This window comes from Ralstonia sp. Ralssp135, from assembly GCF_047304345.1.
Taxonomy (GTDB): domain Bacteria; phylum Pseudomonadota; class Gammaproteobacteria; order Burkholderiales; family Burkholderiaceae; genus Ralstonia; species Ralstonia chuxiongensis.
This window is the reverse complement of record NZ_JBGLYZ010000001.1, coordinates 435,138-450,181: the sequence shown is the minus strand read 5'-3', so window position 1 is coordinate 450,181 and position 15,044 is coordinate 435,138. Positions and strand designations below refer to the sequence as shown.

The following is a 15,044-nucleotide window of genomic DNA, read 5'->3' as shown; positions in this document are numbered from 1 at the left end:
ATGGTGGGCGGGGGCACGGGGGTGGCGGCCATCACGCTAGGCGCAACGGTGGTCAACCGCTGGTTCACTTCGCATCGCGGGCTGGCCATGGGCATCCTGACGGCCAGCTCGGCCACGGGGCAGCTTGTGTTCCTGCCGATGATGGCCGCCGTGGTCGAGAGCTACGGCTGGCGCCCGGTGGTGCTGATCGTGGCCGGCGCGCTGACGCTGCTGTTGCCGGTCGTGTGGCTGCTGCTGCCGGAATCGCCCAAGAGCGTCGGCCTGCGCACCTATGGCGAACCTGCCGATACGCCGGAAGTCGATCCAGGCCCGCGCGCCAACCCGATCACCCTGGCCATGCAGACGCTCGTGCAGGCGGCACGCAAGCGCGATTTCTGGCTGCTGTTTGCCAGCTTCTTCATCTGCGGCGCGAGCACCAACGGCTACATCGGCACGCACTTCATCGCCATGTGCGCAGACCACGGTTTCTCTGAAGTGAAGGGCGCGAGCCTGCTCGCCGCAATGGGGATTTTTGACCTGGTGGGCACCACGCTGTCGGGCTGGCTGTCCGACCGCTACAACAGCCGCGTGCTGCTGTTCTGGTACTACGGCCTGCGCGGACTTTCGCTGATCTACCTGCCGTATGCGTTCGGCTTCGAGTTCTTCGGCCTGCCGGTGTTCGCGATCTTCTACGGCCTGGATTGGATTGCCACCGTGCCGCCCACCGTGCGCCTGACCAACGACGTGTTTGGCAAGGCCGCAGCGCCCATCGTGTTCGGCTGGATCGTCGCGGGGCATCAGTTGGGCGCGGCATTCGCCACGCTGGGTGCGGGCATGATGCGCGCTTCGCTGGGCAACTACACGCTCGCTTCCATGATTTCGGGCGGGCTGTGCGTGGCCGGCGCCTTCCTGGTGCTGCGCATTCACCGCACGCCCAAGCAAGATGCCGAGCGCGCGGGTCGACCGGCTACCGCGTAATCAAGGTTTCAGAAAACCGTACCTGGCCAGCACCGCCTGGCCGGCGGGCGACAGCACATACGCCACGAAGTCGGCCGCCGGTTGCGGCTGCTTCGTGCCCGACGTCACAGCGATCGGGTACGTGAGCGGCACATTCAGCGGCACGGGGCTCGCCACCTTCACCTTGTCGGCGGCGATGGCGGCATCGGTGGAGAACACCAGGCCGGCCTCAACCTCGCCGCGCGACACATAGTCCAGCGCCTGCCGCACGTTCTGCGCCAGCACCGCCTTGGCCTCCACCGGCTCCCACAGTTTGGCCGCTTCCAGCGCACGCTTGGCATAGCGGCCCACCGGCACCGACGCCGGATTGCCGATCGCCACACGTTTCACTTCGGGCCTCATGAGATCGGCCAGCGCATGCACGGGCACCGTGCCCGTGGCGGGCACGATCAGCACGAGCTGGTTGGCGACAAAGTCGTGGCGCGTCTCGGCCTTGATGACTTTCTCGGCCACGGCCTTGTTCATCGCCTCCTGATCGGCGGAGGCAAATACGTCAGCGGGGGCGCCCTTCACGATCTGCTGCATCAGCACGTCGGACGCGCCGAAGTTGAGCACCACCTTGGTATCCGGGTGCAGCACTTCGTACTGCTGCGCGATCGTCTTGAAGGCGTTGGTCAGGCTGGCGGCCGCCGAAACAACCAGGTCCGCCGCATGCGCGGGCGCTGCCAAGCCCAGCGACAACGCGGCGACCAGACCAAAGGTGCGCACGTGCGCGCGCAGCGAGAAACGTTGCATGACAGACCCGGGAAAGTGAATGGATGACCGGTCGTAATATACGAGTCGATATAACGCTCGGTCAATGCGCCGTGGCGCATGTCCGGTATCACCGATGCCGAGCCCGTTTCTCGTCACCTCGTTCCCGTTCCGGACTGCTCGGCAATTCATAAGCAAAACTCAAGATTCCTCAGGCTTGCGCAAAGGCGGCAATGACGATGCTAGCCTCTCGCTTACCGATACACGGGCGCCAGGACGGGGCCGAAATCGAGACACAAACAACAGCCGGCAGCGCACCAGTGGCTGATCAAGCCCCGGCATGCATGCCGCATCTCCACGCAGAAGTACCGCGCACAGCGCCGGCCGTTCTCGTGGTTCGGGATATCTGAATTGGGGGGAACAGGCATGGAGCCGCTCGCACCGGGCCACGCGCGCGTGGATCACCGACGTGGCCGCATCTCATTGCAGCATCTTGATGAAGATCTGCAGCGCCGGCTGCGCGCAGGAATCAGCGCGCTTGTCGGCCGCTCGCTCTATCAATGGGATGAAGTCCTGCCCGACCAGGCCGATGTGGTGGTACTCGCCCCCGGGTCGGCCGATGCGGTCGCTGCGGCCCCTATCAAGATCTGGCTCGACGAGACACCACAATCCAGCCTCGGCGACGACGCGTTCCACTTGCCACTTGGGTTCAGCCTGCCTGACCTCTGGGTGACGCTGGATCGCGTCGCGCTGCGTCTGATGGACAAACCCGCGCGTCCGAGCCCCTCAGCCGTCGGATCTCTTCCCACGCAAATCACTGAGGCGAGCCCGGAGCCGACCTATCGCCTGCTGCGCTGGGTCACGCTCGAGATGCATCTGCAGGCGCTGCGTTTCCGGCGAGCGATGGCGACCATGACCAATCGCGCGGTCAGCCTGCGTTGGCTGACGACGGACGGCGGACTCGAACAGGAAGAGGCCCGCCTGCTGCTGCGTACGCTGAACCGGCTTGGCGCCCTGCAGATCGACGTGCACCGCGATGCCCCCTTGGCGACCGCGCCCGCCAACGCAAGCGTTTCCCACAGCCGCTTCTTCGACGTCGTCGGGCGCTGGCTGCGAACGTCTCGCCATCAGCTACAAGGCCGGCCCTGAATGCATCGCATTGGTATTTTCGGCCCGATGGGCATCGGTAAGACAACAGCCATTCGCACGCTCTGCGGTGACGTGACCATCGATTGCGATGTGCCCAATCTTGATCGCCATGCGTCCGCCAAGGCCACCACAACCGTTGGCGTCGACTTCGGCGAGGTGGACCTGGGCAATGGCGAACTGCTGCAGATCTACGGCAGCCCCGGGCAGGACCGTTTCGATTTCCTGCGGGATTGGCTCATCTCCGTCATCGCCGGCGCGATCGTCATGGTTGACGTCAATGCGCCCGACGCGGGCGAGCGTTGCATTCCCCTGCTGCGTCGCATCGCCTCGGAACCCACGCAGCCATCCACGCTGGTGCTTGTGGCGCGGCCGGCCACGCCCGCTCGGGTCGATGCGTTCTCCGCCCAGCTCAGCCAGGTGCTCGGGCGGGCCATTCCGGTGGTCATGGCCGATGTCCGCGAGCGGGCACAGATGCTCGATATCGTCGAAATCATGCTCTACACCCTGCAAACATGAACGCAGCAGTATCCCCCGTTCCAGCCGAACTCACGCACGCCGCCACAGCGGTGCTGGCCAGGTACGCCGATGCGCTACCCGACCTGTCCGCCGCGACGCTCTGTACGCTCGACGGCTTCACGATTGCCTCTGCGCTGGACCCAACGCGCTATAGCGCGGCGCGCCTCTCGGCCATGACGAGCACGGTCATGTCGGTGGTCCGTGCGCTTGGGCGCGAAATGCGCTTCAGCACCTGCCACCGGATGGTGCTCGAAACCGACATGGGCACCATGGTGTTTCAGCCCGTCCGCCAGTCCGCGATCGTGCAGGTGTGCATGGCGAACCGGCACGATGCCGTGCTCGGGCGCGCCCTGTGGGAAGCCAAGCGCATCGCAGAAGAACTCGCTGCGCTGCCTGCCATGTCTTTGCTGCACCGACCCGTCTAGCCGCACTGGCCGCGGTCACACCGATTTCATCGCCACAACCTACTCACACCATCGGGGGAGTCAAATCATGAGCAATCTCAACAGTTCCATTACCCATCTCGCAACCTTCGACGGAGCAATGTGCGCCATGCTGGTCGACAGCGCCAGCGGCATGATCCTCGCATCGGCAGGCGATGGGATCGACCTCGAACTCGCCGCGGCGGGCAATACCGAGGTGGTTCGCGCCAAGCTCAAGACCATGCAGGCACTCAAGCTGGACGATGTCATTGACGACATCCTGATCACGCTCAGCAAGCAGTACCACATCATTCGCCCCGTCGGGAGCAAGCCCGGACTGTTCCTCTACGTCGTGCTCGACAAGAACAAATCGAACTTGGCGCTGGCGCGGCGCAAGGTTCAGGAAATCGAACAGGCCCTGAGTTTTTGATCGGTCGCGTGCCTGCGGCACACCGCATCACTGATTTGGACGGGCGGCTTCGTCAATGCAATCTGCAAGCCGCCCTGCAATAGGCTGGCGGCTGTGGCGGGGGCGTTCGATCAGGCCGATCTCGCGGTAGAAGGTGTCGTCGCCCAGGCTGATGGCACGTGTGCCTGGCGGCCAGGTGGCTTGCGCGCCGGTCTGCGGGGCAAGTGCGACGCCCTGCCCGCGCGCCACGAGTTGCGTCATGCCTTGCAGCTCGTCAAGTTCGATCACGTCGTGCGTGGTGATGCGCTGGTCGCGCAGGAACTGATCGACGCGGCGGCCGCCGAACGAGCGGCGGTCGTAGCGGATGAACGGTTGACGCGTGAGCAACGCGCGCCAGTCATCGCCGGGCACGCTGGCGGGCACCAGCAGCACGAAGGGCTCGGCCACCAGCGTGCGCCATTCCAGATCGGCCGGCACCGCAAACGGCGGGCGGATCAGCACGGCCAGGTCGATCTCGCCGGCATCCACCAGGCCGAGCAAATCAAGCGAGACGCCCGGCACGATGCGCGCACGGCAATGCGGGAATTCACTGCGAAATTGCACCAGCGCATCCACCAGAAACGACGTCTGCACCGAAGCAATCGCGCCGACGCGCACCAGGCCGCGTTGCTCATTGCCGCCCGCCTGGTCGCCCAGACGGTCATATAGCGTGACGATGTGTTCTGCCAGCGCCAGCGCATCGCGCCCGGCGGCGTTGAGCGTGGCCGAGCGGCCCGTGCGGTCAAAGAGCGGGAAGCCGAGCGACGCTTCCAGACGCTGGATCTGCGCGCTCACCGCCGACTGCGTCAGGCCGATGCGATCGCCCGCGCCCGCAAACGTGCCATGCCGGGCAACGGCGATGAAGGTCTTGAGTTCTCGAAGCATGGAGCGCGCGCGTCAATGGAGAAGCGCAAGGATACGCGCGCCGCGCCAGCTCACTTGGCAAACAGCGACGCCATGTTGGCAAACGCCTTCATCTCCATCGCGTTGCCCGACGGATCGAGGAAGAACATCGTGGCCTGCTCGCCCACTTCACCCTTGAAGCGGATGTGCGGCTCGATGATGAACTCGATGCCGGCGGCGCGCAGCTTGTCGGCTGCCGCTTCCCATTCGGGCATCGACAGCACTACGCCGAAGTGGCGCACGGGCACGTTGTCGCCGTCGACGGCGCTGGTCTTGCGGTGGCCGATTTCGTCCGGCGCGAGGTGGGCGACGATCTGGTGGCCGTAGAAATTGAAATCCACCCAGTCCGGCGAACTGCGCCCCTCCGGGCAACCGAGGATGTCGCCATAGAAGGCGCGCGCCGCGGCAATATCGTGGACAGGAAAAGCCAGGTGAAACGGTGCAAGCACGGGTGTGACGTCGCTCATGGTGTGGGGCAAAGGCGGCAGGGATTGAACAAGGCGGCACCGGCACGCAGGTGGGGGGCACCCACACACCAGGCCACGCCGATGAGTCTATGCGCATCCATTCATCCACAAAAGCGATGATTTTTTTCTCTGAGCACCATCAATATCGATGAATCAGCCAAAAAAGAAGCCGCCCAACGGCGGCGAAAGAGACACGCGGTAAGCGCGCCTGCATGAGGTGCAGGCCCGCAAAGCTCGGAATTTCAGGCGAAAACGAACGGCGTCATGACCGCTTCAACATCGGCCAACGGCAGGCGCACGGTGCAGACGGTGGCATCTCCCGGGACATTGGCAACGTGGAAACCCGCATCGCGCGCCAGGCTGATCATGCGGCGGTTGATGGACAGCACCTCGCCGAAGACTTCACGCGCGCCGGACACCCGGGCCGCACGGACCAGCGTGGCAAACAGGCGCCGCCCGACGCCCTTGCCCTGCCACGCATCGGCCACCAGCATTGCAAATTCGGCCACACCGTCTTCCACGACGAAGCGGCCATCGGCGATCAGGTCTTCGCCGGTGCCGTCGGGGCGCGCCACACTCACGACCAGCGCCATGTGGTTCACGTAATCGATTTGCGTGTAGGCGGCGAGCATCTCGTCGGTCAGCCGGCCCCCGCCCACCAGGAACCGCGCATAGCGCGACTCGGACGACAGCCCCTCTACCAGGGCAGCCTCAAGCGGGGCGTCTTGCGGCAGAATCGGGCGCACGGTGGCGATGGAGCCGTCGTGCATGGTCCAGCGGTCGATCCATTCGGCGGGGTAACGGTGGATGGTGTAAAGCATGGGGATCTCCTCACGCGATGGATCGTTGTTATTGACCGCCAGCACGGGATCACCGCCTGACTTTCTAATTTGAAGCTAGATTAGCAGAAACCCTGACTTTTGCAAGTAAAGTCAGAATTGACTATGCTTTTGCCATGAGAATCCCGGAACCCTTCCCCGTCCCAGCGGCGTCGGAGCTTGTGACGTCGATGGAAGAGCCCTGCTCGATCGCGGCCGCCGTGTCGATCGTCGGCGAGAAATGGACGCTGCTCGTGCTGCGCGAGGCGTTCTCGGGCGTGACGCGGTTTGATGAGTTTTTGCGCCGCACGGGGTGCTCGTCTGCGATCCTGTCGTCGCGGCTCAAGGCGCTGGTGACGTACGGCATCCTGCGCCGCGTGCCATATCAGGAGCCGGGCGACCGCGTGCGCGATGCCTACCGGCTCACGCGGGCGGGCGTCGACCTGCTGCCCGCCATCGTCGCGCTGATGCAATGGGGCGACCGCTACCTCACGCCCGACGGCGAAGGCCCGATCCTGTTGCGCGACCGCGAAAGCGGCACGCCGATCCATGTGGCGCTGGTCAATGCGCTGGGCGAGCCTGTTGCGCCCAAGAACTCGATACGCGAGCGCAATCCCCGTTATGGGCAGAGGGAAAGTGCTGCCGCCACGGCCGACGATACGCCGCCAGCCAACGGGTAACACACAACTTTACAGGCCCGGAAAAACGCCCTATCGTCGCGGATGAATGGGCAAATGGCCGCGTTTGGCCCGGCTTTCCAACGCATCCTGCGCCTTGCCCCATCGCTTGATGGCCGCCCCTCCTGATTTCGCCCTCGACCTCGCTGCTCACGCCCGGAACCACGACTGCCATGCCTGATGCCGTGGTACCGCTCTACCACCAGATCTACGTCGTCCTGCGCCAACAGATTCTTGAGGGCCGGTTCAGTGACGGCCCGATGCCGGGCGAAATCGAGCTGGCCCGCCAGTTCGGCGCCTCGCGCGTCACGATGCGGCGCGTGTTCGACTACCTCGTCAAGGAAGGTCTGGTGCGCCGCCATCGCGGCATGGGCACCTTTGTCGTCAAGCCCGATGACCCGGTGACGATGGGCGGCGGGGCCCAGACGCTGCTGCAGAACATCATCGACGTGGGCGAGCGCACCTCGGCCGTCGTCGTCGAATTTGAAGACGTGCTGGCCCCGCCCGACGAGGCCAAATGCCTGGAAATCGCACCTGGCACGCCGATCAAGAAACTCGTGCGCGTGCGCCACCTGGAAGACACGCCCATGGCGCTCATCACCACATGGCTGCCGCTGGACGTGACGAGCAAGCTCACGCTGGACCGCCTGGCAAACCAGTCGCTGCTGCGGCTGATCGAGGGTTCTGGCGTGCGGATCGATCGTGCGTCGCAAGTGGTGTCTGCCCGTTTGGCCGATGTGGCGACGGCGCAGTACCTGGATGTGGCGGTGGGCGCGCCGCTGCTGTCCGTCCAGCGCATCGTGCGCGAGATGAGCGGACGGCCCGTGCAACTGCTGCAGGGCCTTTACCGACCCGACCGCTACGAATACCGCATGGAGCTCTCGCGCGTGGGCGAAGACCGCGCTCGCCTGTGGATCGATAACGCCGGCCACGACGTGCAGGGCGGCCACAGCGAAGACGTGGAAGAGGCCCCTGCCTCAGCGCCCAACCCCGCCGGACAGCGCGCCTGACACCACCCCCAGCAAGGTTATTGGCCGCCAGCAGGCCCAGAGGAAAGTTGTTAGGATCGCCGCTTCGCTGCGATGCAGCAATTTCCTCCATGAGGTTTCCATGTCGACCTCGCCTGCGTCCCCCACGCCTGCCAACACGAATACCGCTACCGCATCTGCCGCGCCTGACACCCAAGGGTTGATCCGCCTGCTCACGGCCGGTGCGGGCATCAGCGTGGCATGCATTTACCTGAACCACCCGCTGCTCGGCCTCATTGGCCGCGACCTCGCCATCGCGCCGCACGCGTTGGGCGTGTTGCCGACGCTCACGGCGGCGGGCTATGCCAGCGGCATCTTCTTCTTCGGCCCGCTGGGCGACCGGTACGACCGTCGCATCGTCATCCTGTGGAAGGCGGTGCTGCTCACGCTGGCGCTCATCGCCAGTTGCCTTGCGCCCAACCTGCCAGTGCTGGCTGCGGCGGGCTTTGTGGTGGGGCTGTCGGCCACCATCGCGCAGGACTTCGTGCCCAGCGCCGCCGCCATCAGCACCGACCACAACCGCAACCGCAACATCGGCACGGTAATGACGGGGTTGCTGATCGGCATCGTCAGCTCGCGCGTATTCAGCGGCATCATTGCAGACCACTTCGGCTGGCGCGCGGCGTTCGGCGTGTCGGCAGTGGCGATTGTCGGGCTGGCGATTGCCGTGCGCGCGGCCCATTTTGGCGTGACGCCGCCAGCGACCATGCGGAAGCCGTACCTCACGTTGTTGCGCTCGCTCGGCACGCTGTTCGCCCAGCACCCGCGGCTGCGCGCGTCGGCCATCACGCAGGCGTTCATCGGCATTGCGTTCTCGGGCTTCTGGTCGACCGTGACACTGCATCTGACGGGTTCGCTCGGCCTGTCGACGGGGCAAGCGGGTCTGCTAGGCCTGGCCGGCGCAGCGGGCGCGCTGGGCGCGAGCATTGCCGGCCGATTGTCAGGCCGCGTTGCGCCAGGCCACATCGCGGCAGGCGGCGCGTTGCTCATGGCGGTGACGTTTGCCGCGATGGCGCTGTTCCCGCAATCGCTCATCGCCATCGTGATCGGCACGCTCATCTTTGACGTGGGCGTGCAGGCAGCGCTGGTGTCGCACCAGACCATCATTTACGCATTGGCACCCGAAGCGCGCAGCCGCATCAACGCGGTGTTCATGACGGCGCTGTTCATCGGCATGTCGGTGGGTGCGTATGGCGCGAGCCTGGCGTGGACAAGCGCGCGCTGGACGGGACTGATGACGTTCTGCACGGCGGCGGCCCTGGTGGCGCTCGGGCTGCGTGCGGTGTTCAACGTGCGGCAGGGGGCGCGGTGAGCCAAATCGGCCGGGTACGCGCGTTGAGCGTACCCGTTTCTGCGTAACCTCAGCACGCCTGTTCTACACCTCCCGCAACACACCATCTCACCTATCGGGGCAATTCCGGGGCGCGACAATCTGCGACATGTCGCTACAATTCTGAGGGTCAGCTTAGGCTGCCCACAGAACAACCACACCGAGACGCCCTCATGGATAGCACTGCAACCCCGCATGCGGTTGACCCGCACGACACACGCCGCCGTATCTTTGCCATCGTCGGCGCGTCGTCGGGCAACCTCGTCGAATGGTTCGACTTTTACGTCTACGCGTTCAGCTCGCTGTACTTTGCGCCGGCGTTCTTCCCCAGCGGCGACCGCACGACGCAACTGCTGAACACGGCGGGAGTATTTGCGGCTGGCTTCCTGATGCGTCCGATTGGCGGCTGGCTGTTCGGCCGCATTGCCGACAAGCACGGCCGGCGCACGGCGATGATGATCTCGGTGCTGATGATGTGCGGCGGCTCGCTGCTGATCGCGGTACTGCCAACGTACGCGCAGATCGGTGCGCTGGCCCCGTTCCTGCTGCTCGTAGCGCGACTCTTCCAGGGCCTCTCGGTGGGCGGGGAATACGGCACGAGTGCCACCTACATGAGCGAGGTGGCGCTGAAGGGGCGCCGCGGCTTCTTTGCCTCGTTCCAGTATGTGACGCTGATCGGCGGCCAGTTGTGCGCGGTGCTCGTGCTGGTGATCCTGCAGCAACTGCTGACGACCGCCGAGCTGAAAGCCTGGGGCTGGCGCATTCCGTTTGTGGTGGGCGCGCTGACGGCGCTGATCGCCCTGTACCTGCGTAAATCGCTGCACGAAACGCAGACCGCCTCGGCGCGCAAGGCCGAGCACGCAGGCACGATCCGCGGGGCGTGGCAGCACAAGGGTGCGTTCATGCGCGTGCTCGGCTTTACCGCCGGCGGCTCGCTGATCTTCTACACGTTCACGACGTACATGCAGAAGTACCTCGTCAACACGGCGCACATGGACACCAAGACTGCCTCCACCGTGATGACGGGCGCGCTGTTCGTCTACATGGTGCTGCAGCCAGTGTTTGGCGCGCTGTCCGATCGCATTGGTCGACGCAATTCGATGCTGCTGTTCGGGGCCCTTTCTGTGCTGGGGACGGTGCCGCTCATGAAGGCATTGGCCACTGTGTCGACCCCGCTCGCGGCCTTCGGCCTCATCACGCTGGCGCTGGCCATCGTCAGCTTCTATACGTCGATCAGCGGGCTGATCAAGGCTGAGATGTTCCCGCCGGAAGTGCGCGCAATGGGTGTGGGCCTGTCGTATGCGATTGCCAACGCGGTGTTCGGTGGTTCGGCGGAATACGTTGCGCTGTGGTTCAAGCAGGCCGGCACCGAATCGACGTTCTACTGGTATGTGACGGCGCTGTGCGCGGTGTCGTTCGTTGTGACGTACTTCATGCCAGACCCGAGCAAGGAAGGGTATCTGCGCCACGAGCCGTAACGGCTCGCCGCTGATCGATGCACGCTGGGGCGCCCTGATTTGGTAGAGCGCCCTTTTTCATGTCCATTTCGATAAGCGGTCTTGCCGGTCGCCGGGTTGATTTGGCACGCAGCTCCTGGACAGGAAGTCGGCAAGCGTTTTGGGGAAACCGACGCCGCTGACGCTGCAATGACATCTGCGTCCTACCCTTAGACCGCAGCGTGCGCGCCAAACTGCTGGCGAATCAGGTCCGGCGCGTAGCGATAGTTCCAGCGCAACTCGGCACCGGCGGCCACGCGCTCTGTGGCAAAGAAGGCGCGGATGGCAAAGCGTCGTCCGCAACGTGAAGTGGCCTCAAACACCGCAGCCTCCATGTTGTAGCCCGACTCCGCCTGCCGATCCGCCTTGCCGCGTTCGTAAGCAAAGATGGTGTTGGCCATCGCCAGGATGTTTTCACCGTCGACCCAGGAATCGATGCCGCCAGCGCTGGTGCTCAGCACGAAGGAATCATCGAGGCAGGTGTAATAAGTGGCGGGCGTCAGGAGCCGGCCGCCGTACACGCCAAGGCATTCGCCCACGGCAATGTCCCGGGCGGCAAATACACCGCGCTCGCCAATGAGCGCCTCCTCGCGCGCGTCGTTTAGGTCAGCGCGCTGCATCCGCCGGCACACAAGCGTGCGGTGGTACAGCGCGCCGCGCTGGCTGGGCGTCACATCGGCCTGCAGATACGGCCATACGGCGTCTGCCGGGTAACGCTCGAAGCGGTCTCTGGATCGTCCCGTCGGCTCAAGCGTGGTGATAAGAATGGGCTGCTCCATTTCATCGCGAAACGGATAGCGGCAGTCGACCTCGGGCGAATACGCGAGTCGCGCAATGGCGTGCCGCTGCTTGAATGCCTGCGTCTCTTCTCGAAAGGCCTGAGCGCACTTCAGCACGGCGAGGTCGTCCGGTTCTTCGGACGCCAATTCCAGAATTTCGGATCGCAGCGCCTGGGCGACTTCGTAAAAGCGCTCGTGCCGCGCGGCAAGTCCGCTCGTCTGAGCTGTCTGTTGGAGCGACGAGCGAATACGATCGGCCAGCGCATCGGCAAAGCAAGACGTTGATGACAGCATAAGCACCACGGCAGAAGGACGAGTCAGAAACGCCAATAACCATAGCGGGCAGCGGCCACATGGCGGCCCCACGGCGCGAAACGAACCGTTGCGGGGCGAAACGCAGCCCGCCGATCGAATCATGTTCGCAAAGGAAACAGCTCGCCCGATCTGTCACTGCGTTGCGCTGCGCCGATGGGCCGCGTCAAGCGGCTCGGCGGAAATCCGCCCCCCACTTCGGAGGGGGAACGTGGCACGGTTCCTGCGTTATTCGCGCCCGTTTCACCACAATAAAAATACGGGTGGGGTATGAACGAGAAGCGAATCCCGTCGATCGTGCCGGCGAAATGCGAACGCCGGTTCGACATGGGTGTTGTACTGAAACCGCGCGCAAAACGGAGAGCGCATCCGCGCTCAACCCAGGCTTCTTTCCGGACACATCGCAGTACAGCCTTGACCGCGTCTGCGGCAGCCTGCTCGACGGCATGTGCATCCCTCGTTCCGCTTTGAGCCCCAAGCACATCGCGTTGCGCGCAAACGTCTGCTTTCGGGAGGGCGCCTAGCCGCCAAGTCCGCCTGCCTCTGCGATGCCGCAGAACGCCATGGGAATTTCACGCGCAGGTTGCGCTGACGTGTTTTGTTCCCTGTCTTTTGCAGACCTTCGCCGTACGGTGACAGCGCTGTCCCTCATGACGCCCTTGCCTCTTACCTGGTTCCGCCTCCCTGGCCTGGCTGCCGTGCTGATCGGACTGTCGATGGCACAGCAGGCGCATGCCATAGCGGCTGACGAGCCGCTGCAACTGCATATCGAGCGCTCGACGCTCGAGCATGTCCTGATGGAAATCACGCGGTTGAGCGGTCAACCGGTGTCGTTCGCATCCAGCCTTGTGAAGGAGCGCTGGGCAGGCCCCATCGACGGCAAGATGACGGCCGCAGATGCGGCCCGGTTGGCACTGCAAAACAGCGGGCTGGCGCTCTCCGTACTGCCTGACGGCACGCTCACCGTCGTGGCGGCCGACAACGCCGGCGCACCCGACTCACCGCGTGACATCGGCTCGCTACCGCCGTCGGAAGTCCATGGCGCAGGCGACATAGGATTCGCGGTGGTCTCCAGCAGCGCCATCACCCGCGTTGAAATGCCGATGACGAGCATGCCGCACGCCGTCAATACGATCACGCGCGGTCTCCTGGCCAGCCAACAGCCGACCTCATTGAATGCGGCACTGGCGCAGGCCGGCGTGGCATCGGTATTGGCTGACCCCACAGCACCGCCGCTCTACGCCATCCGCGGCTACCTGACCAACACAATTTCGGTGGATGGCTTGCCCGACAAGCTCGGCTCCTTGCGGCCCGTGGACGCACTTGAAGAGATCGACGTCATCAAAGGGCCGAACGCCGACGTGGCGAGCGTCACCATGGCTGGCGGTGCCATCAATGCCAGCCTGAAGGCGCCAACCGCCGTCGCGCAGCGCAGCATCGCCATGGAGATCAGCTCGCACACCGGGCGTAAGGTGGTAGCTGACCTGGCCGGCGGCTTCGGGGGCAACGGGTTGTCTTACCGCTTCGTTGGGCTCAATGACACAACGACCGACAGCGACGCCGGATACGCGGGCCACCGCGTCAGCTACGGCCACGCCGCGCTGGGCTGGAACGACAGCGCAACGAGCGTTACCGCCGGCATCGAATCGCTCACCAGCCGGCAGCCCGTGCCGCCCGCCACCTTCGCGCTGGGGGGCGCACCTGCTCGCGTGCCCGTGCAGCTTCCCTTCGGCAACGTAGACGACCGCGTGGAAGGCAGCGGCACGCGCGTCTACTACACGGCCTCGCGCAACCTGACCGATGACTGGGCCATCCACTCGCGGGCGAGCTATGAATCCGTAAGAGAGGAATCGGCCCAGTGGGACCTCGGCTCGGCTTCGTCGTATAACGCCATGCCCAACAACACGATCTGCGGGCTGCGCCATACAGAGAGCCGCCTTTGGGCCATGTCGAACGAGCTGACGGGCACCTTGTCGCACAACGCCGTGCGCCATGCATTCACGCTCGGCTGGGAAGAGATCCAGGAGCGGCAGAACCTGATCAAACCGGGGTCCATCGCCCAGGTCACGCAAGACCCATTTGCGCCCGTACCGCTGCCGGAGGCAACGTTCGTTCCGGGCAACTGGTTGTCGCAAACGTTGCGGCAATCGATCTTCCGCCTGCGCGACCACGTCTCCATTGGCGACAGATGGGAGATGTCCGGTTCCATTCGCGCGAACAACTACGTCGCCCTGCTGCCCCATACGCAGTTGCGAGGCGTGGCCTGGACGCCTGCCGTCGGCGTGCTCTACAAGCTCACTCCCAGCACGGCGTGGTTTGCCGACTACATGCGTGGATTCCAGATCAACACCGGCTACTTCTATGACGGCACCGGCACGCAACCCGAGCGCAGCCGTCAGGTCGAAACCGGCCTGCGGTGGGAAAACGCCCACCACACGCTGACGGCACAGGCAGCGCTCTATCGCATCGATGCCAAGAACGTGAGCCTGGCCGACGTGTCGCACCCGGGCTACTACACACAACTGGCCGAACAAACCAACCAGGGCGTGGAACTGTCGATGCAGGGCACGGTGGCGCGCGGCTGGGAGGCCTCGTTGTGGTTGTCCACCTCTCGTATGTCGGCAAGGCTACCGGGCGGCTACGTACCCGGCGTGCCAGCCCGAAACGCCGCGCTCTGGACGACGTACACCATACAAAGCGGCGTACTCGCAGGCGCCGGCGTGGGGCTTGGCATCAGCGCGCAAGGCCGAGCCGATGCCCATGGTGATGTCTCGTTCCGGGTGCCCGGCGCCGTGCGCGTCGACAGCAGCCTCTTCTGGCACCAAAAGGGCTGGCGCATCGACGTCTTTGCCCGCAACCTCTTCAACGTGCGCATGTACGGCAACACCCTCAGCAGCAGCTACATCCCGATCCTGCCCGGCCGCACGCTGGCGCTGCGCGTCACGCACAACTTCTGAAATCCACTGTCGATTGGTCCACCGCATGCCCTGACACGGCGGCGCGCGCGTGA

General features: G+C 64.7%; 15 protein-coding genes. 10 read left to right on the top strand and 5 right to left on the bottom strand.

The window, feature by feature from the left end:
- On the top strand, positions 1-957 hold a 957-nt coding region (locus ACCD03_RS02015), incomplete at its 5' end, for an MFS transporter (protein WP_413410675.1).
- Here ACCD03_RS02015 and modA read toward each other — a convergent pair.
- The gene (gene modA / locus ACCD03_RS02010; protein ID WP_316675276.1) at positions 958-1,731 is read right to left on the bottom strand and encodes a molybdate ABC transporter substrate-binding protein; all 774 of its coding nucleotides are present in this window, start codon (positions 1,729-1,731) and stop codon (positions 958-960) included.
- Between the two features lie 384 nt (positions 1,732-2,115).
- Between modA and ACCD03_RS02005 the strand changes: the two genes are divergently transcribed.
- The 4 genes from ACCD03_RS02005 (at position 2,116) to ACCD03_RS01990 (ending at position 4,206) form a co-directional block, all read left to right on the top strand.
- Positions 2,116-2,838: a hypothetical protein gene (locus ACCD03_RS02005; RefSeq protein WP_413410674.1), complete on the top strand. Its 723-nt coding sequence runs from the start codon at positions 2,116-2,118 to the stop codon at positions 2,836-2,838.
- Positions 2,839-3,354, top strand: a complete 516-nt coding sequence (locus tag ACCD03_RS02000) for a GTP-binding protein (RefSeq protein WP_413410673.1) — start codon at positions 2,839-2,841, stop codon at positions 3,352-3,354.
- Positions 3,351-3,779, top strand: a complete 429-nt coding sequence (locus tag ACCD03_RS01995; RefSeq protein ID WP_413410672.1) for a roadblock/LC7 domain-containing protein — start codon at positions 3,351-3,353, stop codon at positions 3,777-3,779. The genes ACCD03_RS02000 and ACCD03_RS01995 overlap by 4 nt, the downstream gene beginning before the upstream one ends.
- 67 nt (positions 3,780-3,846) lie before the next feature.
- Entirely contained in the window at positions 3,847-4,206 is a 360-nt protein-coding gene (locus tag ACCD03_RS01990) for a hypothetical protein (RefSeq protein WP_413410671.1), read from the top strand.
- Between the two features lie 27 nt (positions 4,207-4,233).
- Here ACCD03_RS01990 and ACCD03_RS01985 read toward each other — a convergent pair whose 3' ends face one another.
- The 3 genes from ACCD03_RS01985 to ACCD03_RS01975 form a co-directional block, all read right to left on the bottom strand.
- Positions 4,234-5,109, bottom strand: coding sequence for a LysR family transcriptional regulator (locus ACCD03_RS01985; protein WP_413410670.1), 876 nt, complete (start codon positions 5,107-5,109; stop codon positions 4,234-4,236).
- 50 nt (positions 5,110-5,159) lie between these two features.
- Entirely contained in the window at positions 5,160-5,594 is a 435-nt protein-coding gene (locus ACCD03_RS01980) for a VOC family protein (RefSeq protein WP_252694713.1), read from the bottom strand.
- Positions 5,595-5,836: 242 nt separating this feature from the next.
- A complete protein-coding gene (locus ACCD03_RS01975; RefSeq protein ID WP_260780996.1) occupies positions 5,837-6,415 on the bottom strand; it encodes a GNAT family N-acetyltransferase in 579 nt (192 codons plus the stop codon).
- A 134-nt stretch (positions 6,416-6,549) separates the two neighbouring features.
- On the opposite strand from ACCD03_RS01975, the gene ACCD03_RS01970 reads away from it, so the two are divergent.
- From ACCD03_RS01970 to ACCD03_RS01955, 4 genes are all read left to right on the top strand, one after another.
- Positions 6,550-7,092, top strand: a complete 543-nt coding sequence (locus ACCD03_RS01970) for a winged helix-turn-helix transcriptional regulator (protein WP_413410669.1) — start codon at positions 6,550-6,552, stop codon at positions 7,090-7,092.
- Positions 7,093-7,262: 170 nt separating this feature from the next.
- A complete protein-coding gene (locus ACCD03_RS01965) occupies positions 7,263-8,099 on the top strand; it encodes a GntR family transcriptional regulator (protein WP_413410668.1) in 837 nt (278 codons plus the stop codon).
- A 100-nt stretch (positions 8,100-8,199) separates the two neighbouring features.
- Positions 8,200-9,429, top strand: coding sequence for an MFS transporter (locus tag ACCD03_RS01960; protein WP_413410667.1), 1,230 nt, complete (start codon positions 8,200-8,202; stop codon positions 9,427-9,429).
- Positions 9,430-9,620: 191 nt separating this feature from the next.
- The gene (locus ACCD03_RS01955; protein WP_045205521.1) at positions 9,621-10,925 is read left to right on the top strand and encodes an MFS family transporter; all 1,305 of its coding nucleotides are present in this window, start codon (positions 9,621-9,623) and stop codon (positions 10,923-10,925) included.
- A 188-nt stretch (positions 10,926-11,113) separates the two neighbouring features.
- Here ACCD03_RS01955 and ACCD03_RS01950 read toward each other — a convergent pair whose 3' ends face one another.
- Complete coding sequence (locus ACCD03_RS01950; protein WP_413410666.1) at positions 11,114-12,016, bottom strand: type III effector protein; 903 nt, start codon at positions 12,014-12,016, stop codon at positions 11,114-11,116.
- Positions 12,017-12,684: 668 nt separating this feature from the next.
- On the opposite strand from ACCD03_RS01950, the gene ACCD03_RS01945 reads away from it, so the two are divergent.
- Positions 12,685-14,991 carry a TonB-dependent siderophore receptor gene (locus tag ACCD03_RS01945; RefSeq protein ID WP_413410665.1) on the top strand — a complete coding sequence of 769 codons (2,307 nt, stop codon included), beginning with the start codon at positions 12,685-12,687 and terminating at the stop codon, positions 14,989-14,991.
- Positions 14,992-15,044: the final 53 nt, after the last annotated feature.

What these genes read in the sequence shown, in the direction of transcription:
- ACCD03_RS02000 (WP_413410673.1), top strand. Translation starts at nt 2,839, where the DNA reads ATGCATCGCATTGGTATTTTCGGCCCGATGGGCATCGGTAAGACAACA.
- ACCD03_RS01975 (WP_260780996.1), bottom strand. Translation starts at nt 6,415, where the DNA reads ATGCTTTACACCATCCACCGTTACCCCGCCGAATGGATCGACCGCTGG.
- ACCD03_RS01960 (WP_413410667.1), top strand. Translation starts at nt 8,200, where the DNA reads ATGTCGACCTCGCCTGCGTCCCCCACGCCTGCCAACACGAATACCGCT.
- modA (WP_316675276.1), bottom strand. Translation starts at nt 1,731, where the DNA reads ATGCAACGTTTCTCGCTGCGCGCGCACGTGCGCACCTTTGGTCTGGTC.
- ACCD03_RS01995 (WP_413410672.1), top strand. Translation starts at nt 3,351, where the DNA reads ATGAACGCAGCAGTATCCCCCGTTCCAGCCGAACTCACGCACGCCGCC.
- ACCD03_RS01990 (WP_413410671.1), top strand. Translation starts at nt 3,847, where the DNA reads ATGAGCAATCTCAACAGTTCCATTACCCATCTCGCAACCTTCGACGGA.
- ACCD03_RS01985 (WP_413410670.1), bottom strand. Translation starts at nt 5,109, where the DNA reads ATGCTTCGAGAACTCAAGACCTTCATCGCCGTTGCCCGGCATGGCACG.
- ACCD03_RS01955 (WP_045205521.1), top strand. Translation starts at nt 9,621, where the DNA reads ATGGATAGCACTGCAACCCCGCATGCGGTTGACCCGCACGACACACGC.
- ACCD03_RS01980 (WP_252694713.1), bottom strand. Translation starts at nt 5,594, where the DNA reads ATGAGCGACGTCACACCCGTGCTTGCACCGTTTCACCTGGCTTTTCCT.
- ACCD03_RS01945 (WP_413410665.1), top strand. Translation starts at nt 12,685, where the DNA reads ATGACGCCCTTGCCTCTTACCTGGTTCCGCCTCCCTGGCCTGGCTGCC.
- ACCD03_RS02005 (WP_413410674.1), top strand. Translation starts at nt 2,116, where the DNA reads ATGGAGCCGCTCGCACCGGGCCACGCGCGCGTGGATCACCGACGTGGC.
- ACCD03_RS01965 (WP_413410668.1), top strand. Translation starts at nt 7,263, where the DNA reads ATGCCTGATGCCGTGGTACCGCTCTACCACCAGATCTACGTCGTCCTG.
- ACCD03_RS01970 (WP_413410669.1), top strand. Translation starts at nt 6,550, where the DNA reads ATGAGAATCCCGGAACCCTTCCCCGTCCCAGCGGCGTCGGAGCTTGTG.
- ACCD03_RS01950 (WP_413410666.1), bottom strand. Translation starts at nt 12,016, where the DNA reads ATGCTGTCATCAACGTCTTGCTTTGCCGATGCGCTGGCCGATCGTATT.